20 protein-coding genes are annotated in these 22,739 nt (G+C 68.4%); 14 read left to right on the top strand and 6 right to left on the bottom strand.

The features are described 5' to 3' along the window. Nucleotides 1–523: 523 nt before the first annotated feature. The 11 genes from L324_RS21555 to L324_RS21505 all read left to right on the top strand — a co-directional run bounded on the left by L324_RS21555 (nt 524) and on the right by L324_RS21505 (nt 10,479). A complete protein-coding gene (locus L324_RS21555) occupies nt 524–1,318 on the top strand; it encodes an MlaE family ABC transporter permease (RefSeq protein ID WP_037311541.1) in 795 nt (264 codons plus the stop codon). After that, nucleotides 1,318–2,172 (top strand): MlaE family ABC transporter permease, encoded by an 855-nt coding sequence (locus tag L324_RS21550; protein ID WP_037311434.1) that lies wholly within the window; start codon nt 1,318–1,320, stop codon nt 2,170–2,172. The genes L324_RS21555 and L324_RS21550 overlap by 1 nt, the downstream gene beginning before the upstream one ends. Continuing rightward, a complete protein-coding gene (locus tag L324_RS21545; protein WP_037311431.1) occupies nt 2,169–3,428 on the top strand; it encodes an MCE family protein in 1,260 nt (419 codons plus the stop codon). The genes L324_RS21550 and L324_RS21545 overlap by 4 nt, the downstream gene beginning before the upstream one ends. Then, nucleotides 3,425–4,432: an MCE family protein gene (locus L324_RS21540; protein ID WP_037311428.1), complete on the top strand. Its 1,008-nt coding sequence runs from the start codon at nt 3,425–3,427 to the stop codon at nt 4,430–4,432. The genes L324_RS21545 and L324_RS21540 overlap by 4 nt, the downstream gene beginning before the upstream one ends. Then, nucleotides 4,429–5,418: an MCE family protein gene (locus L324_RS21535; RefSeq protein ID WP_037311538.1), complete on the top strand. Its 990-nt coding sequence runs from the start codon at nt 4,429–4,431 to the stop codon at nt 5,416–5,418. Before L324_RS21540 ends, L324_RS21535 begins: the two co-directional genes overlap by 4 nt. Continuing rightward, nucleotides 5,415–6,407, top strand: a complete 993-nt coding sequence (locus L324_RS21530) for an MCE family protein (protein ID WP_037311425.1) — start codon at nt 5,415–5,417, stop codon at nt 6,405–6,407. Before L324_RS21535 ends, L324_RS21530 begins: the two co-directional genes overlap by 4 nt. Continuing rightward, entirely contained in the window at nt 6,407–7,462 is a 1,056-nt protein-coding gene (locus L324_RS21525; protein WP_037311422.1) for an MCE family protein, read from the top strand. The genes L324_RS21530 and L324_RS21525 overlap by 1 nt, the downstream gene beginning before the upstream one ends. After that, the gene (locus L324_RS21520; RefSeq protein ID WP_037311419.1) at nt 7,462–8,655 is read left to right on the top strand and encodes an MCE family protein; all 1,194 of its coding nucleotides are present in this window, start codon (nt 7,462–7,464) and stop codon (nt 8,653–8,655) included. The genes L324_RS21525 and L324_RS21520 overlap by 1 nt, the downstream gene beginning before the upstream one ends. Beyond that, on the top strand, nt 8,640–9,143 hold the full coding sequence (locus L324_RS21515) for an Rv1363c family protein (RefSeq protein ID WP_037311416.1): 504 nt from the start codon (nt 8,640–8,642) through the stop codon (nt 9,141–9,143). Before L324_RS21520 ends, L324_RS21515 begins: the two co-directional genes overlap by 16 nt. Further along, nucleotides 9,140–9,760, top strand: coding sequence for a hypothetical protein (locus L324_RS21510; protein ID WP_037311413.1), 621 nt, complete (start codon nt 9,140–9,142; stop codon nt 9,758–9,760). Before L324_RS21515 ends, L324_RS21510 begins: the two co-directional genes overlap by 4 nt. Before the next feature lie 62 nt (nt 9,761–9,822). After that, nucleotides 9,823–10,479, top strand: coding sequence for a hypothetical protein (locus L324_RS21505; RefSeq protein ID WP_037311409.1), 657 nt, complete (start codon nt 9,823–9,825; stop codon nt 10,477–10,479). A gap of 72 nt (nt 10,480–10,551) precedes the next feature. On the opposite strand, the gene L324_RS21500 is transcribed toward L324_RS21505, so the two are convergent. Continuing rightward, nucleotides 10,552–11,472, bottom strand: coding sequence for an RCC1 domain-containing protein (locus tag L324_RS21500; protein WP_037311405.1), 921 nt, complete (start codon nt 11,470–11,472; stop codon nt 10,552–10,554). Nucleotides 11,473–11,840: 368 nt separating this feature from the next. Between L324_RS21500 and L324_RS21495 the strand changes: the two genes are divergently transcribed. Together L324_RS21495 and L324_RS21490 are read left to right on the top strand one after the other, a co-directional pair. Continuing rightward, nucleotides 11,841–12,446: a DUF6801 domain-containing protein gene (locus tag L324_RS21495; protein WP_235783603.1), complete on the top strand. Its 606-nt coding sequence runs from the start codon at nt 11,841–11,843 to the stop codon at nt 12,444–12,446. Nucleotides 12,447–12,516: 70 nt separating this feature from the next. Continuing rightward, nucleotides 12,517–13,893, top strand: a complete 1,377-nt coding sequence (locus L324_RS21490; protein ID WP_037311397.1) for a DUF6801 domain-containing protein — start codon at nt 12,517–12,519, stop codon at nt 13,891–13,893. Nucleotides 13,894–13,989: 96 nt separating this feature from the next. On the opposite strand, the gene L324_RS21485 is transcribed toward L324_RS21490, so the two are convergent. The 5 genes from L324_RS21485 to L324_RS21465 form a co-directional block, all read right to left on the bottom strand. Beyond that, nucleotides 13,990–15,273, bottom strand: coding sequence for a PucR family transcriptional regulator (locus L324_RS21485; protein WP_037311394.1), 1,284 nt, complete (start codon nt 15,271–15,273; stop codon nt 13,990–13,992). Nucleotides 15,274–15,504: 231 nt separating this feature from the next. Then, nucleotides 15,505–16,299, bottom strand: a complete 795-nt coding sequence (locus L324_RS21480; RefSeq protein WP_037311390.1) for an arginase family protein — start codon at nt 16,297–16,299, stop codon at nt 15,505–15,507. Nucleotides 16,300–16,399: 100 nt separating this feature from the next. Next, nucleotides 16,400–19,777, bottom strand: a complete 3,378-nt coding sequence (locus L324_RS21475; RefSeq protein ID WP_037311535.1) for a pyruvate carboxylase — start codon at nt 19,775–19,777, stop codon at nt 16,400–16,402. A gap of 88 nt (nt 19,778–19,865) precedes the next feature. After that, complete coding sequence (locus tag L324_RS21470) at nt 19,866–20,765, bottom strand: S8 family peptidase (RefSeq protein ID WP_037311386.1); 900 nt, start codon at nt 20,763–20,765, stop codon at nt 19,866–19,868. 69 nt (nt 20,766–20,834) lie between these two features. Continuing rightward, nucleotides 20,835–21,992 (bottom strand): erythromycin esterase family protein, encoded by a 1,158-nt coding sequence (locus tag L324_RS21465; RefSeq protein ID WP_037311382.1) that lies wholly within the window; start codon nt 21,990–21,992, stop codon nt 20,835–20,837. 31 nt (nt 21,993–22,023) lie between these two features. Here L324_RS21465 and L324_RS21460 point away from each other — a divergent pair, with 31 nt between their 5' ends. Continuing rightward, nucleotides 22,024–22,629, top strand: a complete 606-nt coding sequence (locus L324_RS21460; RefSeq protein ID WP_037311378.1) for a TetR/AcrR family transcriptional regulator — start codon at nt 22,024–22,026, stop codon at nt 22,627–22,629. The last annotated feature ends 110 nt before the right edge of the window (nt 22,630–22,739 follow it).

Below are 22,739 nucleotides of genomic sequence, written 5' to 3'. Positions count from 1 at the left end.
CAACACTCACGACCCCACTCCCTCGGAACCTCAGATGAAAAAGGGTGCAATGAAGGACGCCCCAGCCTGGAGCCCCAGGGAGTTCGGTCGTGAGTCCTTCACGGATCGTGGTCAGGGGTTCAGCAGGGGGTGAAGGGCGCTTTCCCCGCATCTCATGCGAGGAAAGCGCCCTTCACCGCGTCTAATGAGAGGAAAGGCCCCTTCAGCTCCGCGCGACCACCCCGCGTGACACCGCCGGGCGCGCCCCGAACGGACCAGTCGACGCCGAACACGAAAGAACGGACAAGATCCCGGTCCGCCTTTGTCATAAAGGGACAAGAATTCACCGGTTACCAGGACGTGATGTCTTGATCACACCGAAGTTCTTGTCACCAAGCAGGCGCGTGATTAGCGTACCGACCAGTAGGAAACCGCACGGTAACACCCCGTTGACCCTATTCAACGATTCCGTTCCGCCATTCGGAGCAAAGGAATTGCGCAACCTGGGGTGTATTCGCCGTGCCCGGAAAACTGGAGGGTCGGCGTGGGCGTCCGGACTAACGCACCCTCATTTCCCGGCGCGGGTGCGCTCCGGGAGACCGGCAGGCTCTACTCACTCGGCCTCGACGTCGTCCGCCTGACTTTCCGGCGGCCGTTCCAGGCCCGCGAGCTGATCCAGCAGTTCTGGTTCATCGCGAGTGTCTCGATCCTGCCGACGGCGCTGGTCGCGATCCCGTTCGGCGCGGTGATCGCGCTGCACATCGGGTCGCTGACCGCGCAGATCGGCGCGCAGTCCTTCACCGGCGCGGCCAGTGTGCTCGCGATCATCCAGCAGGCCAGCCCGATCGTGACAGCGCTGCTGATCGCGGGTGCCGGCGGATCGGCGATGTGCGCGGACCTCGGCTCCCGCACGATCCGCGAGGAGATAGACGCGATGGAGGTGCTCGGGGTCTCCCCGATCCAGCGCCTGATCGTGCCGAGGGTGCTCGCCGCGATGGGGGTCGCCGCATTCCTCAATGGAATGGTCAGCGTGGTCGGCGTCCTCGGCGGTTATTTTTTCAACGTCATCATGCAGAATGGGACACCGGGTGCGTATCTGGCCAGTTTCTCCGCGCTCGCGCAACTGCCGGACCTCTGGATCAGCGAGATCAAGGCGGTCATCTTCGGTTTCGTCGCGGCGATCGTCGCGTCCTATCGCGGGCTCAATCCGAAAGGCGGCCCGAAAGGCGTCGGTGACGCGGTGAACCAATCCGTGGTGATCACGTTCCTCCTCTTGTTCCTGTTGAACCTGGTGCTGACGACGCTTTACCTGCAGCTCGTCCCGGCGAAGGGCAGCTGATGGTCACGACCACTTCACCGACACGGACGGCACGGGTCCGCGAAGCCGTGGACCGCCGGTTCGGCTTCCTGGACACGCTCGGCGACCAGATCCTCTTCTTCCTCAAGGCGCTCGCCTGGGTCCCCCGCGCGCTCCACCGCTACCTCCGCGAGATCACCCGCTTGCTGGCCGAAGTCAGCTTCGGCAGCGGCGCGCTCGCGGTCATCGGCGGCACGATCGGCGTGATGATCGGGATGACCGTGTTCACCGGCACGGTCGTCGGGCTCCAGGGTTACTCGGCGCTCAACCAGGTCGGCACGTCGGCGTTCGCCGGATTCGTGTCCGCGTACTTCAACACGCGCGAGATCGCCCCGCTCGTCGCGGGACTGGCGCTGTCCGCCACCGTCGGCTGCGGCTTCACCGCGCAGCTGGGCGCGATGCGGATCTCCGAGGAGATCGACGCGCTCGAGGTGATGGGCATCCCCAGCGTCCCGTACCTGGTGACCACCCGGATCATCGCGGGCTTCCTCGCGGTCATCCCGTTGTACGCGATCGGCCTGCTGACCTCCTATCTCGCGTCGCGCCAGATCACCGTCTGGTTCTACGGCCAGTCCGCGGGCACCTACGACCACTACTTCCTGCTGTTCCTGCCACCCGGCGACGTGCTCTGGTCGTTCGGCAAGGTGCTGGTGTTCAGCGTCGTGATCGTGCTCGCCCACTGCTACTACGGTTTCCGCGCGAGCGGCGGCCCGGCGGGGGTCGGGGTCGCCGTCGGACGCGGGGTGCGGACGGCGATCGTGGCGGTCAGCGTGCTGGACTTCTTCCTCAGCCTCGCGATCTGGGGCGCGACCACGACGGTGCAGGTGGCTGGATGAGCCGGCGCGGGCTGCGCAAGGCCGGGGTCAGGACAGCGGGGGTGCTGTTCCTCGTGGTGATGTCCGCGCTCGTGCTGCTGTCGATCAAGATCTACCGCAAGGATTTCGTCGAATCCGTGCCGGTGACACTGCAGGCGGACCGGGTCGGCAACCAGTTGCGCACGGGCGGGCAGGTCAAGGCGCGTGGTGTGGTGGTCGGCGAGATCCGCGGTGTCCGCGCGACGCCCGGCGGCGCGGAGATCGACCTGGCGATGGAGCCCGGCAAGGTCTCCCAGCTGCCGAAGAACGTGTCCGCGCTGCTCGTGCCGAAGACGCTGTTCGGCGAGCGGTACGTGCAACTGTCCATTCCGGACGGTTCGGCGGCGGCGCCGCTGGCCTCGGGCGACGTGATCACCCAGGACCGGTCGGCCAACGCGATCGAACTGGAACGCGTCTTCGACAACCTGTTGCCGCTGCTCAAGGCGGTGCAGCCGCAGAAGCTCGCCACCACCTTGACCACGGTCTCCACCGCGCTGGAGGGCCGCGGCGACCAGATCGGCGACACCCTGGCCACCGCGGCCGCGTATCTGAAGGACTTCAACCCGAACCTCCCGGCGCTGAACGACAACATCCGTGACCTCGCGACGGTTTCGCGGCTGTACGGCGACATCGCGCCGGATCTGCTGGACGCGCTCAGCGCGTCGGCGGTCACCCTCGACACCCTGCACGAGAAACGTGCCGAGCTGGCGACCGTGTACCAGCAGGTGACGTCGTCCTCCCAGCACGTCACGACGTTCCTCGCGAACAACCGCGCCAACATCATCGCGCTCGCGGCCGACAGCCGGGCGCCGCTCGAGGTCGCCGCGAAGTACTCGCCGAGTTTCGCCTGCACGCTGGACGCGCTGGCCAAGCTGAAACCACAGATGGACAAGGTGCTGGGGGCGGGCACCGACGAACCCGGCCTGCATGTGGAGATCACCGTCACCCAGCCCCGCGGCAAGTACGTGCCGGGCAAGGACGATCCGGTCTACAACGCCACCGGTGAGCCGCGTTGCTACCCGACGAACGGGCTGATGAACCCCGGGATCGAAGTGAGCGGCAACGGCGCGAAACCGGTCGCGGACGGCGATCTCGGCCCGGCGAACTCGCCACAGGAACGGGAACTGATCTCCACACTGGTGGCCCCGTCGATCGGCGTCCCGGCCGCGCAGGTCCCCGCCTGGGGCAGCGTGCTCGTCGGCCCGCTCTACCGGGGTACGGAGGTGACCCTGCGATGAGGAACTTCGTGAGCCCGCTGATCAAGGGGCTGATCTTCGTCGTCGTCACGACACTGGCGACGGTGCTGCTGGCGGTGTCCATCACCAACACCGGCCTCGGCGACACCAGGACCTACAGCGCCAAGTTCCTCGACGCGACGTCGCTGAACGTCGGCGACGACGTCCGGATCTCCGGCGTGCGGGTCGGCCAGATCGAGGAACTGGAGATCGCCGACCACAGCCTGGCCAGGGTCAGGTTCACCCTCGACTCCCAGCGGCGGCTGCCCGCCGACGTGACCGCGGTGATCAAGTACCGCAACATGGTGGGCCAGCGCTACATCGCGCTCGAACGCGGCAAGGGCGCCGCCGGGGTGCTGGAGCCCGGGGCGGAGATCCCGCTGGAGCGCACCACTCCCGCGCTGGACCTCACGGAACTCTTCAACGGGTTCAAGCCGCTGTTCCAGGCCCTGTCCCCCAAGGACGTCAACCAGCTTTCCGGCGAGATCGTCCAGGTGCTGCAGGGCGAGGGCGGCACGGTGGAAAGCCTGTTGGCGCACACGGGTTCGCTGACCACCACGCTCGCGGGCCGCGACAAGGTGATCGGCGACGTGATCACGAACCTGGACACGGTGCTGAAGACCATCAACGGCAAGGGCGACGCACTGTCCACTTTGGTCTCCACCCTGCGGGAACTGGTCTCCGGCCTGGCCGGTGACCGCGCCGAGATCGGCGAGGCGGTCTCCGGGCTCGCGGGCCTCACCACCGCCACGGCCGGACTGCTGGAACAGGGCAGGAAGCCGCTCAAGGACAGCATCCACGGGCTCGGCCTGCTGTCCGGCCAGCTGACGACCGAAAGCGGGAAGGCCCAGGTCGAGGAGTTCCTCACCGTTCTCCCGGGGAAGCTGAACGAAATGGGGCGGATCAGCTCCTATGGATCGTGGATGAACTTCTACCTGTGCTCGGCCGTCCTCCGGAGCGACCCTCCCCGCGGGGTCCCGGCGACGGCGGAGAGGTGCACGTCGTGAAACCCTTCAAGGAGCGGAACCCGATCGTCATCGGTCTCGTCGGCAGCGCCGTCGCGGCCGGGTTGCTGGTCGCGACGCTCAACTACGAGAACCTGCCGATCATCGGCTCCGGGACCACCTACCAGGCCGAATTCTCCGAAGCGGCCGGGTTGCAGGCCGACGACGAGGTCCGCATCGCCGGGATCAAGGTCGGCGAGGTGAGCGACGTCGCGCTGGCCGAAGACCATGTGGTGGTCAGCTTCCGGGTCAAGGACGCGTGGGTCGGCGACCGGACCGCCGCCGAGATCAAGATCAAGACCCTGCTGGGCCGGAAGTTCCTCGCGCTGCGCCCGACCGGCGAGGCCGTGCAGAACCCGAAGCAGGTCATCCCCCGCACCCGCACCGTGACGCCCTACGACGTCACGGAGGCGTTCAACGGGCTGGCCGACACCGCGGGCGCGATCGACACCGACCAGCTCGCGGAAAGCTTCACCACGCTCAGCGACACGTTCAAGAACTCTCCGGAGCACATCCGGAAGGCACTCGACGGGCTGACGTCGCTGTCGAAGACCGTGTCCTCCAGGGACAACGAACTCGCCAGCCTGCTCACCAACGCGCACGGGCTCACGACGACGCTCGCGAACTCGAACGAAGACTTCGCCAAGCTCCTCGCGGACGGCAACCTCCTGCTGACCGAACTGGACAACCGGCGGCAGGCGATCCACGACCTGCTCACCGGCTCGCAGGAACTCGCCAAGCAGCTTTCCGGGCTGGTGCGGGACAACAAGGACCAGCTCAGCGGTGTCCTCGGTCAGCTCGGAGAGGTGACCGACATCCTTCAGCGGCAGAACGACAACCTCGCCAAGAGCCTCGACCTCGCCGCGCCGTACTTCCGCGTGGTGAACAACACCGTCGGCAACGGGCGCTGGGTGGACAGCTACCTGTGCGGGCTCATCCCGGAGAACCGGGATCCCTGCACCCCGCCGATCCCCGGAGGTCGTCGATGACCAGCAGGTTCGTCACCCTGGCGCTGGTACTCGCGCTGGCCGTCGTCGGCGGTCTCTGGTGGATCTTCTCCGGCGCCGGCCTCGACCGCGTCACGGTGTACTTCTCGCGCGCGGTCGGTGTCTACAGTGGATCGGACGTACGGGTGCTCGGCGTCCGGGTCGGCCAGGTCGAATCGGTGAACCCGCGCGGGGAACAGGTCGAGGTCGTGCTGACCGTCGACGGTGCGACGCCGATCGCGGCCGACACGAACGTCCTGGTCGTCGCACCGAGCGTGGTGGCCGACCGGTACGTCCAGTTCACCAAGCTCACCCGCGCCGGGAACCGGCTGGACGACGGCGCGGTGATCCCGGTCGAGCGCACCGGGACGCCGGTGGAGCTCGACCAGCTCTACTCCAGCCTCGACACCCTCGCCAAGGCGCTCGGCCCCCAGGGCGCGAACGCCGACGGCGCGCTCTCGGAGCTGCTGCGCACCGGCGCGAAGAACCTGCAGGGCAACGGCAAGCCGTTCAACGAGTCCGTGCGCAACTTCGCCGAACTCGCCAGGACCCTGTCCGGGAACTCGGAGAACCTGTTCGCCACCGTCGACGAACTGCAGCGGTTCACCACGATGCTGGCGACCAACGACCGGAACGTCAGCGAGATCAACCGGCAGCTCGCCTCGGTGACCGGCACGCTGGCGAGCAACAAGAACGAACTCTCCCGCGCGCTCAACGGCCTCGGCGGCGCGCTGGCGGAGATCCAGCAGTTCATCCGGGACAACCGGGCGCTGATCAAGTCCAATGTGGACAAGCTCGCGGTGACGACCGGGACACTGGTCGACAAGCGCGCCGCGCTGGCGGAGACCCTCGACACGATCCCGCTGGCGGTGACGAACGTGCTCGAAGCCGTCGATCCGAAGACCGGGAAGCTGCAGGGACGCGGCAACCTGCTCGACTACGCGCCGCTCCCGCTGCCGGTCGCCGGCGACACCTACACCGGGGGGCGCTGATGACCGCGAAACGGGCGACCGCCGTGCTCGCCGCGTGCTGTGTCGCGCTCACCGGCTGTTCCACCGAGTTCAAGGGCGTCTACGACCTGCCGCTTCCGGGCGGCGCGGACATCGGCGACCATCCGTACCGGGTGACCGTGCAGTTCGCCGACGTACTCGACCTGGTCCCGCAGGCCGCGGTGAAGGTCGGCGACGTCCCGGTCGGCCGGGTGGAGACGATCCGGCTCGGCGACGACGGCTGGACGGCCGAAACCGTCCTGGCGGTCAACGGCGACGTCCACCTGCCCGCCAACGCCCTCGCCCGGCTGCGGCAGTCCAGTCTGCTCGGCGAGAAGTTCATCGAACTCGCGCCGAGTGCGGCGAAGCCGGAGGGCAGGCTCGGCGACGGCGCGGTGATCCCCGTCGCGAGCACGAACCGCAATCCGGAGTTCGAGGAGGTCTTCGGCGCGCTTTCCCTGCTGCTCAACGGCGGCGGGATCGGCCAGCTGCAGACCATCAACCGCGAACTGTCGAAGGTGATGGACGGCAACGAGGAGGAGATCCGCTCGTTCCTGTCCACTGTGGAGCAGCTGGTGTCCAACCTGGACTCGCACCGCTCCGAAATCACCTCGGCGCTCGACGGGCTCAACCGGCTGTCGGCGACGCTGGCCAACCGGAAGAAGCAGGTCGAAGGCGCGCTCACCGACCTCACCCCCGGCCTCAAGAGCCTGTCGGAGCAGCGCACCCAGCTGGTCTCGATGCTCCAGGCACTGGACCGGCTTTCCGGGGTCGGCGTCGACGTGATCAAGAAGAGCCGGGACGACCTCGTCGCCGACCTGACCGCGCTCGCGCCGATCCTCAAACGGCTGGCCGACGCCGGGGAGAGCCTGCCGCGGTCGCTGGAGATCCTGCCGACGTTCCCGTTCACCGACGCCGTCCTCGACGGGATCAAAGGCGACTACCTGAACGTCTACGCGACCCTCATCCCCGGTCCGGGCGTCGAACTCCCGCCCCCGGGCGAAGGTGTCCCGCCGGGACTCCCGACCCTGCCGCTACCGTCGTCCGGAGGTAGCTGATGCTCACCACCCGTGTCCGGATCCAGGTGCTCGCGTTCGTCATCATCGCGCTGGCCACGACGGCGTTCGTCGGCGCCAACTACGCGGGACTCGACCGGCTCTTCGGGGCCACCGGGTACACCGTGAAACTCGCGCTGACCGACGGCGGGGGCCTGTTCACCAACGGCGAGGTGACCTACCGCGGTGTCGCCGTCGGCCGGGTCGGGGAACTGCGGCTCACCGACGGCGGGATGGAGGCGGATCTGCTGATCGACGACGACGCGCCACCGATCCCGGCGAACTCCCGGGCGGTCGTGGCGAACCGGTCGGCGGTCGGCGAACAGTTCGTCGACCTGCAGCCGCGCACCGGCGACGGGCCGTTCCTCGCCGACGGTTCGGTCATCCCGCGGGAGGCGACGAGCGTCCCGCTCCCGGTGCAGCATCTGCTGACCGATCTGGACTCGCTGACCGCGTCCGTGCCGACCGAGGATCTGCGGATCGTGGTCGACGAACTCGACAACGCCCTGCGTGGTTCCGGTGCGAACCTCCAGGTGCTGCTCGACACCACCACCGACTTCACCAAGCAGGCGGCGAACCACCTGCCGCAGACGGAGAAACTGCTCACGGACGGCTCCACCGTGCTGAAGACACAGGTGGACTCGTCGCAGGCCTGGCGGCAGTTCAGCGACAACGCCAAGCAGTTCGCCGAACAACTGTCACGTTCGGACGGTGACCTCCGCAGGCTGATCGCGACCGCGCCGGACGCGGCGACCCAGCTCTCCGGCCTGCTGCGGGACAACGAACCGGGACTGCCGATCCTGCTGGCGAACCTGCTCACCACGTCACACGTGTTCTCCGCGCGCACCGACGGCCTCCGGCAGCTGCTGATCAACACCCCGAAGGCCGTCTCCGCGGTCGACGCGGCGATCGACGGCGAATCCGGGAAGATCGGCCTGGCACTGACCTTCTTCGATCCGATGCCGTGCACCAAGGGCTACGAAGGCACGAAGATCCGCAGCAGCAAAGAACTCTCACCGCTGCCGTTCAACACCGGCGCCGCGTGCACGCTCGAAAAGGGCGACCCGAGTTCGGTCCGCGGCTCGCAGAACGCGCCGAAGGGCGGCGTCCCGCCCGCCGCCGTTCCCGGCGGGTTCGGTGCCGACGGCCAGCCGACGTCCACCAGCCTCGAGGAGATGTTGTGGCTGCGCAACTGAAGATCGCGATCGCCGTGTTCACCGCGGCCTGCGCGTTCGCCGGCTGGGCCGGGTACACCTGGTTCACCGCGACGAGCTCCGAGGCCGTGACCTATGGGAACTCACGCGACGAGGCACTGAGGTCCGGACGTGAACTCGTCGCCCGGCTGACCAGCCTCGACCACCACCGCATCGACCAGGGCATCGCCGACTGGCTCGCCGCGTCGACCGGCCCGCTGCGCGATCAGCTGGGCAAGACCGACGACGCGACGAAGCAGGCGCTGACCAAGGACGCGACGGTGTCGACCGGCAAGGTGCTCGACGCGGCGATCAGTGAACTGGACGACCACGCGGGAACGGCCAAGATGCTGGCCTCGGTCGAGATCACCCTGGCCCGGGAAGGCGCCGCGCCGACGACCAAGCGCAACCGGTTCGCCGCCGGGCTGACCAGGACCGCCGAAGGCTGGCGGCTCAGCGCGCTCGACCAGCTCCCGGTGGGTGCGCGATGACCGCCACGGCCGACACCGACGCCCATGCCGAACCCGGGACCGAGCCGGAGGTCACGGCCGAACCCGAACCCACCGCCGACGAGACCACCGAAGAGACCACCGGGAAGCCGTCCCGGCGGCCGAAGCCGTCGCTGATCCTGCTGGTCGCGGCGGCGGTACTGGTGGCGGCGGGAGTGTGGTTCACGCTGGAGGCGAGGTCGATCTCGGCGGCGCCGTCGGCGGCCAACACCGCGCTCACCGACGTCGGCGCGACAGCCGAGGTGAACTCCGCGGTGACGGTGGCGCTCAACAAGATCTTCTCCTATTCCTATGACCGGACCGAGAGCACCGAAAAGGCGGCCGCTTCGGTGCTGAGAGGCAATGCGCTGGAGTCCTATAACCAGCTGTTCGCCCAAGTCAGGGAAAAGGCTCCAGCGCAGAAACTGGTCCTCACCACCCGCGTCTCCTCATCCGCCGTCCAGGAACTCGGCGACGGTAAAGCCCGGCTGCTGGTATTCCTCGATCAGGCGGCGACGCGGGCCGACAACAATTCTTCGACGACGGCCGCCGCACAGCTTTCGATCACCGCCGAACGCGAAGGCGAGAGCTGGGTCATCACCGACCTCATTCCCCGGTGACAAACCGGTCGTTCCTCATTTAGTCCGCGGTACAAAACAGGAGAGAAAACGAGGAGAAACCCATGTTCGGTCGAACGCGCCCGAAAACCGCCCGCCGCCGTCTCGGTACCGTTGTCGCACTCACGTCCGCACTCGCGATGGCGGGCAGCCTCGCCGCCACCCCCGCCCTCGCGGACGACCCGGTGGAGATCCCGGTGTCCTACACCGTCACCGGGAAGACCACGGTGAAGAAGACCGGCGGCACCCTCGACCTCGGCCCCGGCCAGCTCGACGGCGCCCTCGTCATCGACGGTGACAACGTCGGTATCCGGGGCAATCTGTCCCTGCCGCCCTCGACCGCGAACATCTCGCTGGTCTCGGGTGTCTTCAAGATCAAGGCCAGGGTACGGATCGAGCCGACCGGCCCGGTCACCGGCACGCTGGCCAACGGCGACCTGACCACCCACTCGCAGGCGAACATGCTGATCGACAACATCGTGGTCGGCCTGTTCTGGCCGGTCATTCCGCTGCCGACGGTGCCGAACGCCTGCAAGACGGTCACCCCGCTGGACCTGACCCTGGTGTCGAAGAACGTCGACCTGTTCGCGCCGACCATCCCGTCGTCGGGGACCTTCACCATCCCGGCGTTCAAGGACTGCTTCATCAACGACCTCGCGCTCGGGTCGCTGATCTCCGGTCCGGACAACACGATCAACCTGAGCATGAAGTCCAACCTCTGACACTGCCCGGTCTCGTGAGTGGTAATGACGGTTCTAACCGTCATTACCACTCACGAGGCCGACCTCGCCGCCTCAGCAGAAGTACGGCGCGTTCGGGTCCACCAGAGCGACGCCGGTGCTGTCACCCGCGGAAACCGCGTAGACCGGGGTGCAGACGCCGGAGAACTTCCAGAAGTCCGTCGGCGGTTCCGTGCTGGTGTCCCGGCTTTCCTGCTTCACGTTGGAGCCCCAGGCGAAGACGCTTCCGTCGGACTTCAGCGCGACGTTGTGGTTGAAGCCGGCGTCGATGGCGACGACGCCGGACTGCGCTTCCGGCGGAACCGTCGCCTGGCCGTAGAAGTTGTCACCCCACGCGATGACGCCGCCGTTCTTCAGCGCGATGCTGTGCCGGAACCCGGCGGAGATCGCCGAAACCCCGGAAGTGGCCGCCGCGGGCACCGTGATCTGGCCCTTTCCGTTACTTCCCCAGGCGATCACGCCGCCGTTCTTGAGCGCGAGCCCGTGGTCGCCGCCCGCCGAGATCGCGGAGACGCCGGACGAAACCGTCGAGGGGACTGCGGTGCGCGAACCCCAGCTCAGCACGCTGCCGTTGGTTTTGAGCGCCAGGTTGAAGTAAGCGCTGGTGGAGATCGCGGTGACACCCGAGGTCGCGGCGGCCGGGACGACGTTCTGGCCGTAGAAACCGTTGCCCCAGGCGATCACGCCGCCGTTCTTGAGCGCCAGTTCATGCGCCCAGCCCGCGGCGATGGCCGAAACCCCGGAAGTGGCCGCGGCCGGGACGTCGGCCTGCTGGTAGCTGTTGTTGCCCCAGGCGATCACACCCCCGTCCTTGAGGGCCAGATGGGTGAGCGCGCCCGCGGAGACCGCGCTGGCGCCGAGTGCCGAAACGGGCACCCCGCCCTGCCCCTGCCCGTAGTCGTTGCTTCCCCACGGCCGCGGTTCGCCGGCGGGCGCGGCGTGGGCGGTACCGGAAAGGGAAACCGTGGCGATCATTACGGCAATCGCGGTGGCGGTCACGCTCCGCGTCGTGGATCGTCGATTGACAGAAGCCATGCGGGAAATGTTAACCCGGTTCCGCCGATCGGCGGCTTCTTTGTCATCCCCCGACAAACTTCATAATCGCATTCAGCGCCCATTGACAAGAAAGAACGGGTTTCTCACCCACCCGGAAACATGTCGACATGAATACTTGTTACGTACATAACTCGCGGGTAACATCGGTTTACCCCACCACCCGAGATAACCCGCTCAAGTCGAGCATATTTGATCAGAAAAATCCGCCGAAAGGCGCATGGGGAAAGCCGTCCGAGACGTAAACTGGATCAAAGGAGATGACAGGTATGTCCCGCAGACTTGGAAAGTTGTCAGCAGGCGTCGCCACCACCGGAATCGTGATGGGCGCGGTCGCCGTGCTCACCGCCGGAACGGCCGCGGCCGCGACCAACTACGCCACCGGCACCGTCGCTTACATGTGCAACTTCCCCGGCATCGGCCAGCAGCAGCTGGACGTGAAGGCCAGCTTCGTCGGGCCGGACTCGGTCGCCTCCGGCGGCACCGCCACCCCGTCGAGCGTCGGTGGCACGGCGACGATCAACGCGACCATCAACGCGCTGCTCAACGCCGCCAACTACGACGGTGTCCGCGGCAAGGCCAACATGCCGATCACCGCGACCAACGCCACCCCGACGTCGGCGACGGTGTCCAACCTGGACGTTCCGACCCAGATCAACCCGTACGTGCCCGGCCCCCGGACCTTCAACATCGTCCAGGACGCCGGCACCAGCGTTCCGACGCTGACCGCGGGCGCTCCCGGGTCGGGCGTGATCTCCCTCGGCACCACGATCAACGCGCCGCTGGACTTCCACAAGAAGGACGGCAGCTGGACCGCGTGGAACTTCAACTGCACCGTGAAGAACACCAATCCGGCACAGAACCGGGCGTTCAGCCCGGCGATCCCGATCACCTGATGAACCATCCGTGCGGGGCGGGGACGCCCGCCCCGCACGGTCTCCACCGCAGGACTCGAGAGGACACCGTATGACGCAGCAGGTTCGCCGGGCACTCGGGAGGCTTCCCGTTCTGGCGGGGGTGATCCTGCTGGCCGGGGTCAGCGGCACGCTGTCCTCTTCGGCGGCGACCGATCCGGCCACCCCGTCGCCGGCGCCGTCGCAGGGCGCCACGGCCGCGCACCTGAGTCTCGCGAACACCTGCGTCTTCCCCGATCCGGCAGGCCGCCGACCGGTCACAGTGGACACCAAGGCCACCTTGCCGAAGGTCGTCCAAACCGGAAAACCGGTGCAGGTCAAGGACTTTTCGCTGACCTTCACCGTCGGCGAAGGAGCACTCGGCGCCGCCACCGAGGTCGCGGGTGGCGCGACCGTCGAGCTCACGGCCGCGAACGGGGACAAGAAGACCCCGATCCCCGTGACGATGACGATCCCGGCGACCAAGGTGCCCGCCACCGGCGAACTGAAGCTGGTCGCGACGGGCAAGGTCCCCGACATCCAGCTGAAGGTGCCGGGCGAACTGCGGCTGAGCACCGGCGTGCCCTCGCTCGCGCTGACCGCCGCCGAAACCCCGCTCGCGCCGATCACCTGCACCCAGGACCCGGATCAGGACACACTGCTCGGCAGTGTCGCCTTGCTGCCGCTCGGGAAGCCCAAGCCGCAGTCCGGCAAGCCGGGTGAGCAGAAGAAGCCCGGCGCCGAGGCCAAGGCCGCGGAGAGCCCCGAAGACGGCGATCTGTTCCCGATCGCGCTGCAGCCGTTCGAACTGCAGGGCACCTCGACGGTCAGCAAACTCGGCGCGTTCGCCCGGCTGAAGCCGGCGTTCATGGTCAACGCGGTGTGGCATGTGGACCTGGAGAACACGGAGGGACCGGGCAAGATCACCGGCACCGTCATCATGCCGCCGAGCCGGATGACGTTCCTCGGGTTCGGTTTCGTCCCGGTCAGCGCGACCATGGAGCTGTTGCCGGAGGACTACGCGACCGGCAACCACATCATCGACGTCGACGGCGTGTCGATCCCGGAGCCGGAGGGCAGCTCGACCGTCCTCACCCCGCTCAAGGTCTACGGGAAGTTGAGCGAGGTCACCGTCAACGGCGTCAGCCTCGATGTCGGCGACCGCTGCTTCACCGCCGAGCCGATCAGGATCAACCTCCGCGGCGAGAAGTACGGGATGTTCACCGGCGGCGTCGTGCGCACCGATCCGAAGTGGCCGGACCCCGCCTACCGGGAGTTCACCCTGCCCCCGCTCTCCGGCTGTGGCGTCAAGGAAGACCTCGACTCGCTGCTGAGCGGGATGGCGTCCGGGCCGGGGAACCAGGCGTGTGTCGGGATCAACCAGGTCGGCCTCCCCTGGGACGCCGAACGCAAGTGCGCAGGCGTGGATCCGCCGGTGGCGCGCCGCTGAATGTCCTCGGCGGAGGGTCGTGACCTCGCAAGTAGTCGACTACTTGCGAGGCTGCGCCGCGTCGAGCGCCTTCAGGAGGCGCGGTCGACCGTGCGACTAAGACCCGCTCGGCGTCCACTGTGGACTCTTGCGGGGTGACGGCAGCACCTCCGGCAGCGTGTACCCCTCGGGTGTCGCGGAAGGACTGACACCCGCCCGCAGCGCGAGTTCCATCTCGAACCGGGCTCCCGGGTCACGCAGATGCTCGCCGAACGTGGCCTGCAACTGCCGCATGCGGTACCGCACGGTCTGCGGGTGGACCTGCAGCCGCTCGGCGATGTCGACGACGTTGCCCTGACTGTCCAGCCAGGCGCGGAGCGTTTCGAGGAGCCGCTCCTGCTGCTTCCCGGTCATCCCGGCGAGCGGGGCGAACAGGCGGTCGCGCAGCTGGCAGGTCAGCGCGGTGTCGCCGTTCACGAGCAGGGTGGCGAGGTGTTCTTCGGCGCGGATCACGCGGCGGGCCTCGATGATCCCGCGTTCGGAGAGGCGGAGGGCGTCGCGCGCCCAGCGGAGGGAATCGGCGACGGAATCCAGCTGACGGCACGGGCCGATCGACAGCCGGTAGTCCGGGAGCGCGGCCTGCAGGGTGGCCAGGCGGGCACCGGAGATCTCGCCGGGAACGAGCAGACGCGGCTCGGCGCAGTCGAGTTCGGCCAAGACGTCCGAATCCACCGCGTTGTGCCGCCGGGGTCTGACCGTGGCGTTGAGCGGGTGCAGCACGACCGGTGTCGCGCGTTCGGGCACCGTCCAGCCGGTCAGCTGGGCGAGTTCCGCGATCGCCTTCGACGGCGCGGGCGGGGTTTCCAGCACCAGGTGCAGCAGTTTCCGGCGCCAGGTGTCCAAGGCTCCCGCGGTGCGCGCCTTCGCTTCGAGGTAGCCGTCCAGCGCGACCGACGCGAGTTCGTCCATGAACGCGAGCATCGCGTCGGCCAGTTGCGACATCACCGCGGACGAGAGCCCGCTGCGGCGGCCGACGCGCATGATGCGCCGCCACGAGACGCGGGCGCCGACCCGGTACGCCGACTGGAGGGTGTCGAGACTGCGACCCTCCCGCATCTCGTTCTGGCCCAGGCGGTGATGGACCTCGTGGGACTGTTCTTTCGAGACGCTGGGATCCGCGATCTGGGCGACGAACAACGTGATCGCGTATTCGACGCCCGCGCGGATCGACTTGCCGTAGGGCCCGTCGAGCGGGCGGGCGTACGCGGGAATGGTCGCCCGGATCTCGTCGACGATCTCGTTGGCGAGACTGCCCAGTTCCGGTCGCAAAATGTCGGCCAGCTTGCGCGGCAGTGCTGCGGGGGGCTGCGCAGCGTGTTCGATCCCGCGCTCCACCGACATCGCAGCTCCTTTGCTCCGCCCAGCGTCCTGACATCCCACGATCGTCGTGAGGTGACAACGAACACATCGCGGAGCCGCTCGCGAATGTGTCACCTTCCGCAGAAGAAACCGTTTTCTTGTCATCATCGTGACAAAATCACGGGTCATCCCTGAATTTTGATGACAAATGCCCGGCAATCGCCTCGCGCGGTACGTACGAACGGCCGAAGGGGATGCGACGGTGACGGAGCGTCACTGCTTTCCGGTGAGCAATTCCCCGAGTACTTCGAGCACGGGCTCCAGCCCGCGGACCCTCGTGCCCACGCATTCGGTGATCCCCGCGCCGACGACCTCGAAGCCGTTCAGCCCGCGAAGCATCGCCACCAGACGCTCGATCGTCAAGCCGCCGGGCTCCGGACAGTTCAGCCCGTCGAACTCGCCGGGATCGAGGACGTCGAGGTCGAGGTGGACGTAGATCTTGTCCGATCCGGACAGTCCGGCCGCGACGTCGGCGGTTTCGACGACCAGCCCGCGTTCGACCGCGGCGCGCTCGGCCTCGTCGAAGACCCTGGCCCCGGCGAGGACCACGCGGCCGGGTTCGACCGGCGGGTTCGCGGCGAAATCCGGGTCGCCCTCGCCGAGCAGCGACCGCAGCACCATGCCGTGGAAGGCCCCGGAGGGCGACGTCTCCGCGGTGTTGAGATCCGGGTGCGCGTCGAACCAGGCGACGCCGAGACCGGGGCCGAACCGGTAACGCGCGACCCCGATCGGCACGAGTTCGACACCGCAGTCCCCGCCGATGGTGAGCACCGGCCCGCCCGGGGCCTCCAGCGCGGCGAGCTGGGCGGCGCGGTTCGGGCCGGTGAGCACCTCGCGGTTGGCGATCCCGTCGGCCACGGGCGAGGTCTCGCGGTTTTGCAGGATGTAGTGCACCGGCACGCCCAGCACGTGACCGGCCAGTTCGGCGAGCGCGACGCAGCCTTCGGGCAACTCCGGCGCGCGCTCGGTCAGCGCGCCCTGAAACTGGGGTACGGCGTTGATCAGCACTCGGTCCAGGCTAGCGGCTGAAGGGCCCTTTCCCCGCATAAGACGCGACGAAAGGGCCCTTCACCGCGTGACATGCGGTGAAGGGCCCTTTCAGCTCACGTCACTCCAGGACCAGCAGCAGGTCCCCGCCTTCCACTTGCTGGACGGCGTTGATCGCGCGCCGGGACACCTTGCCGCCCACGGACGCGGTGATCGACGCCTCCATCTTCATCGCCTCGATGGTCGCGACCGTCGCCCCGGCCTCGACCTCGTCGCCCTCGGACACCTGCAGCGTGACCACGCCGGCGAACGGCGCGGCGATCTGCCGGGCGTCGGACTTGTCGGCCTTCTCCGTCGCCGGGATGTCGGACGCGATCGAGGTGTCGCGGACCTGGATCGGGCGCAGCTGGCCGTTGAGCGTGGACATCACCGTGCGCACGCCGCGCTCGTCGGCCTCGCCGATGGCCTCCAGCTCGATCAGCAGCCGGACACCCTGTTCCAGGTCGACCGAGTACTCCTCCCCCGGGCGCAGCCCGTAGAAGAAGTCCTTCGACGGCAGCACCGAGGTGTCGCCGTACTGCTCGCGGTGCGCCTCGAAGTCCTTCGTGGGCCCGGGGAACAGCAGCCGGTTGAGCGTGGCGCGCCGGTTCTCGGCCAGCCCCTTGCGGTCCTCTTCGGACAGTTCCTGCACCGGCTTCGGCTCCGCGCGGCCTTCGAGGGCCTTGGTGCGGAACGGCTCCGGCCAGCCGCCGGGCGGGTCGCCCAGCTCGCCGCGCAGGAAGCCGATCACCGAATCCGGGATGTCGAACTTGTTCGGCTCCGCCTCGAAGTCCGCCGGCGAGACACCGGCGCCGACGAGGTGCAGCGCGAGGTCACCGACCACTTTGGACGAAGGCGTGACCTTCACCAGGTGACCGAGGATCCGGTCCGCGGCCGCGTACATCGCCTCGATGTCCTCGAACCGCTCGCCGAGGCCGAGCGCGATCGCCTGCGTGCGCAGGTTCGACAGCTGCCCGCCCGGGATCTCGTGGTGGTACACGCGCCCGGTCGGCGAGGCGAGCCCTGCCTCGAACGGCGCGTAGATCTTGCGCACGCTCTCCCAGTACGGCTCCAGGTCGCCGATGGCCTGCAGATCCAGTCCGGTCGGCCGCTCCGAGTGGTCGGTGGCGGCGACGAGTGCCGACAGCGACGGCTGCGACGTCGTCCCCGCCATGGACGCGACGGCACCGTCCACGGCGTCCGCGCCCGCCTGGATCGCGGCGAGGTAGGTGGCCAGCTGGCCACCGGCCGTGTCATGCGTGTGGATATGCACCGGGAGGTCGAATTCCTTGCGCAGCGCGGAAACCAGCCGCGCCGCCGCCGGTGCCCGCAGCAGGCCCGCCATATCCTTGATGGCCAGGACGTGTGCCCCCGCGCCGACGATCTGCTCCGCCAACTTGAGGTAGTAGTCCAGGGTGTACAGCTTCTCGGCCGGATCCGACAGATCCGAGGTGTAGCAGAGCGCGACCTCGGCGACGGCGGATCCGGTCTCGCGGACGGCCTCGATCGCCGGGCGCATCTGCTCGACGTCGTTGAGCGCGTCGAAGATCCGGAAGATGTCGATGCCGGTCGCCGTCGCCTCCTCGACGAAGGCGTGGGTCACCTCGGTGGGATAAGGCGTGTAGCCGACGGTGTTGCGGCCGCGCAGCAGCATCTGCAGGCAGATGTTCGGCACTGCTTCCCGCAGCTTCGCCAGCCGCTCCCACGGGTCTTCGGCGAGGAACCGCAGCGCGACGTCGTAGGTCGCGCCGCCCCAGCACTCCAGCGAAAGCAGCTGCGGCGTGGTCCTGGCGACGACCGGCGCGACGGCCAGCAGGTCCTTGGTCCGCACACGGGTGGCGAGCAGCGACTGGTGCGCGTCGCGGAACGTGGTGTCGGTGACGCCGATGGTCGGCGACTCCCGCAGCCAGCGGGCGAAGCCCTCCGGGCCGAGTTCGGTGAGCTTCTGCTTCGAACCGGGCGCCGGTTCGAGGTCCTTCGGCAGCTTCGGCAGTTTGACCTGAGGGTCGAGGGTCCGCGGACGCTCCCCGTGCGGCTTGTTGACCGTCTTGTCGGCGAGGTAGGTCAGCAGCCTGGTCCCGCGGTCGGCCGAATGGCGCGCGGTGAGCAGATGCGGGCGCTCCTCGATGAACGACGTCGTGACGCGGCCTTCGCGGAAGTCCGGGTCGTCGAGGACGGCCTGCAGGAACGGGATGTTCGTGGCCACACCGCGGATCCGGAACTCCGCGACGGCGCGGCGGGCGCGGCCGACGGCGGTCTTGAAGTCGCGGCCGCGGCAGCTGAGCTTCACCAGCAGCGAGTCGAAGTGCGCGCTGATCTCGGTACCGGCGAACGCCGTCCCGCCGTCGAGGCGGATACCGGAACCGCCGGGCGAGCGGTACGCGCTGATCATCCCGGTGTCCGGGCGGAACCCGTTGGCGGGATCCTCGGTGGTGATGCGGCACTGCAGGGCGGCGCCGCGCAGGTACACCTTGTCCTGCGACAGCCCGAGGTCGTCGAGTGTCTCGCCGGAGGCGATGCGCAGCTGCGACTGGACGAGGTCGACGTCGGTGACCTCCTCGGTCACCGTGTGCTCGACCTGGATCCGCGGGTTCATCTCGATGAAGACGTGGTTGCCGTCCTTGTCGAGCAGGAACTCGACGGTGCCCGCGTTGCGGTAGCCGATCTGGCGCGCGAACTTCACCGCGTCGGCACAGATCCGATCGCGCAGCTCCGACGGCAGGTTCGGCGCCGGGGCCAGCTCGATGACCTTCTGGTGGCGCCGCTGGACCGAGCAGTCGCGCTCGTAGAGGTGGATCACGTTGCCCTCGCCGTCGGCGAGGATCTGGACCTCGATGTGGCGCGGCTCGACGACGGCCTTCTCGATGAACACCGTCGGGTCGCCGAAGGCCGACTCGGCCTCGCGCGCGGCGGCCTCGATGGACTCGCGCAGCTGCGCGGGGTCGCCGACGCGGCGCATCCCTCGCCCGCCACCGCCGGCGACGGCCTTCACGAAGACCGGGAAGCCGATCTCTTCGGCGGCGGCGACCAGCGCGTCGACGTCGGAGGAGGGTTCGGAGGAGCCCAGGACCGGCACCCCGGCCTCGCGGGCGGCCTTGACCGCGCGGGCCTTGTTGCCGGTCAGCTCGAGGATGTCGGCGCTCGGCCCGACGAAGGTGATGCCTTCTTCCTCGCACGCGCGCGCGAGGTCGGGGTTCTCGGAGAGGAAGCCGTAGCCGGGGTAAACGGCGTCCGCTCCCGCCTTCTTGGCGGCCGCCACGATCTCCTCGACCGACAGATAGGCCCGCACCGGATGACCGGGTTCGCCGATCTCGTAGGCCTCGTCGGCCTTCAGCCGGTGGAGCGAATTGCGGTCTTCGTGCGGGAACACAGCCACCGTGCCCGCGCCGAGCTCGAATCCGGCGCGGAACGCGCGGATGGCGATCTCACCCCGGTTGGCGACCAGTACCTTGCGGAACATGCCGGTCCTTCCCATCATCGGATCGGTAGGTGAGGCACGTTACCTGTTCGGTCCCGGAGGACGGGAGCCGTTGTCCAGGTGATGGACGTCATCCCCGCCTGAGTTGCGAATCCGGACTCTGCAGCAGCCGGTTCGCGGTGCCCTCGTGGACCCCGGTCAGCACGTCGGCCGCGGCGAGGTCCACGAGCGCCTTCGCGACGTCCGCCGCCGGGGCCGTGGGGTGCAGGGACCGGTACAGCGCGGCCACCCCGGCGACATGCGCGGCGGCCGACGACGTCCCGCTCAGCACCCTGCCGCCGCTGCCCCCGGCGTTGGGTCCCGGCACGTCCACGCCGGGGGCGAAGAGGTCGACGACCTCGCCGTAGTTCGACGTCGGCCCGACCTGGTCGCTCGCGTCGGTCGATCCGACGGTGAGCGCTTCGGTCACCCTGCCGGGCGAGAACTGTCCCGCGTCGGTGGCCTCGCCGCCCGCCGGGAGGGCGACCGGGACGACCGCCGCGAGCGCGCGGACGGCGGCGTCGAGCTGGTCGTTGGCGGCGCCGCCGATGCCGAGGACGGCGACGGCGGGCTGCTGCGCGTTCTGCGTCACCCAGTCGATCCCCGCGATGATCTTGTCCGTCGCGCCGCCGCCCTGGGCGTCGATCACCCGCACGGGGACGATCTGGGCGCCCTTCGCGACGCCGAAGGTCTTCGACGCGGCGACCCCGGCCAGGTAGGTGCCGTGGCCGTTGGTGTCGGAGGTGTCGGTGCCGCCGTTGAGGAAGTCCTTACCGGGCTTCACCCGGCCGCCGAAGTCCGGATGCGCCGCGTCGACGCCGCTGTCGATCACGTAGACCGTGACGTCCTTGGCGTCGGTCTCGTAGTGGTAGAGCTGGTCGAGACCGGTTCGCTGGTCGATCCGGTCCAGTCCCCAGTTCGGCGGGTTCTGCTGGACTTCCGTCGCGGAGGCGGGCTGCGCCAGGAACACCGCGAGGGCCAGCGCGGCCATGACCCGTACCAGTCGAATGATCATGCCTTGGCTCTACGCCTGTCCCCCGGACGTGGCAACCCCGGAGTGTCACCCGTTCGACTGGTCTTGCCGGATATGGCCACTGACCGTCGATTCCGGGAAGCAGACCAGCGCGTCGAAGGCGTCGACGACGTCGACGGGGTTGAACATATGCGCGTGGCGGATGCTCTGGGGTCCCGTGGTCCCGCGTCGCGCGCGGAGATCCACGAGGCCGGTGCCTTCGGCTTCGACGCTTCCCTCCGCCGGATCGTCCAAGTCCTGTTCGTACACGGTGAAACCGAGGCGTGCGGCCGGATCCGGCTTGAGCCCGGTGGTCTTGCCCTTGACCGCGGTGAGCGCCAGCGCGAAGTAGTCGTCGCCGTACTCGGCTGCCAGATGCGTTCCCGCCGAGGGCGCAGTGAGCCCGGGGAACGGCGAGAACGGCACACGCTGGAGGTGTCCGTTGTGGAGCATCACGACGATCTTCGTGTCGCCGTGGAGCCGCCGGATCAGGCGGACGGTTTCGGCCATGTACGCGTCGCGCGAACCGCTCTGCAGGGCGGGAGCGCCGCCCGTCATCATCGCGGCCACCTCGGCGAGGTAGGCGTCGAGGCGCAGCGCTCCTTCGACATGGTGCTCCACCACGGCCGTGTCCCCGTAGACGGGACGCAACGAGGCGAGGTGCGTCTTGAGCCGCGTGAGCGCCGCGGTCGCCTTGTCCCTGGTGGCGGCGTCGAGGGCGGCGTACTTGCCCGGCGCGTCCGCGCTGCTGACCGACGCGTAACCCTTCGTCGCCTCGATGGCGGCGTCGACGAGGTGCACGGCGTTCTCGTCCACAGTGGACAGATAGGCACGGACCGCGTCGAGCGACGGCACGGGCGAGCCCGCGGAACTCGGCAGGTCGAGACCGAAGTAGCGAACGTCACCGCGTTCGCGGAGCCACGTCAGCATTTCGTGCGCTTCGGGCGACTCGCCGAGCGAGAAGGTGAAGCCGTCGCGGCCGACGTCGGCGACGTCTCCGGAGGCTCCTCGCAGCCAGTCGTCGACGAGCTTTCCCTCGGCGAAGCCGGATTCGAAGGCGACCACGCGGAAGCCGTGCTCCTCGACGAGGTGTCGGAGCAAACGATTGCACAGGTCCCCGAACTCGTGGATGTGGTGGTTGTTCTCGCCGATGGCGACGATCTTCGCGTCCCCGACGAGTTCGGCGAGCTGTGCGACGTCTGACATACTGAGCACCCTAACGCAACAGGAGTCGCAATTGGCAACCTCCGGCACCCAGCGGCCCGGCGGGCGGACCGAGCGGACCCGCCAGGCCGTCCTGCACGCCACCCTCGACCTGCTGGCCGAACGCGGGTTCAGCGCACTGACCGTGGACGCGGTCGCCGAGCGATCCGGAGTGCACAAGACGACGGTGTACCGGCGCTGGTCGTCACCGGACGGTCTCGTCGCCGCCGCGCTGCAGATGGGCGCGGAGGACGACTGGAAGGCGCCCGACACCGGATCGCTCGAAGACGACCTGTACGAGATCGCGGCGGAGGTCGTGCACTACTTCACCGAACCGGCACTGAAGGAACTGCCGACGGCGTCGGTGCTGGCGGCGTTCCAGTCCCCGCAGGCGGCCGAGGCGCTGCACGGGTTCTATCAGGACCGGCACGAACGGATGGCACCGATCGTGGAGCGGGCCGTCGCGCGGGGCGAGGCCCCCGCCGGGACCGATGGGGCCGAGGTGGTGCGGGCGGTGTGCGGGCCGATGTTCTACCGGCTTTTCCTGTCGCGGGAAGGCGTGACGACCGCGGACGCCCGGGTCACGGCGCGGGCGGTGGCCGTCGCCGTCCGGGAGGGCGCTTTCGTGCGTCGCGTTTAGTCGACTAAACGCGTTCTCTCGCGAGGACGACTTCCGCATTTAGTCGGCTAAATGCATTGTTTCGCACCGTAGTGGACCTAGCCGATGAGCCACCCATCGGTGTTATGGAT

The organism is Amycolatopsis orientalis DSM 40040 = KCTC 9412 (genome assembly GCF_000478275.1).
In the GTDB taxonomy this organism is placed as follows: domain Bacteria; phylum Actinomycetota; class Actinomycetes; order Mycobacteriales; family Pseudonocardiaceae; genus Amycolatopsis; species Amycolatopsis orientalis.
The sequence above is the reverse complement of the archived record's forward strand: the minus strand, read 5'-3'. Positions and strand labels throughout refer to the sequence as shown.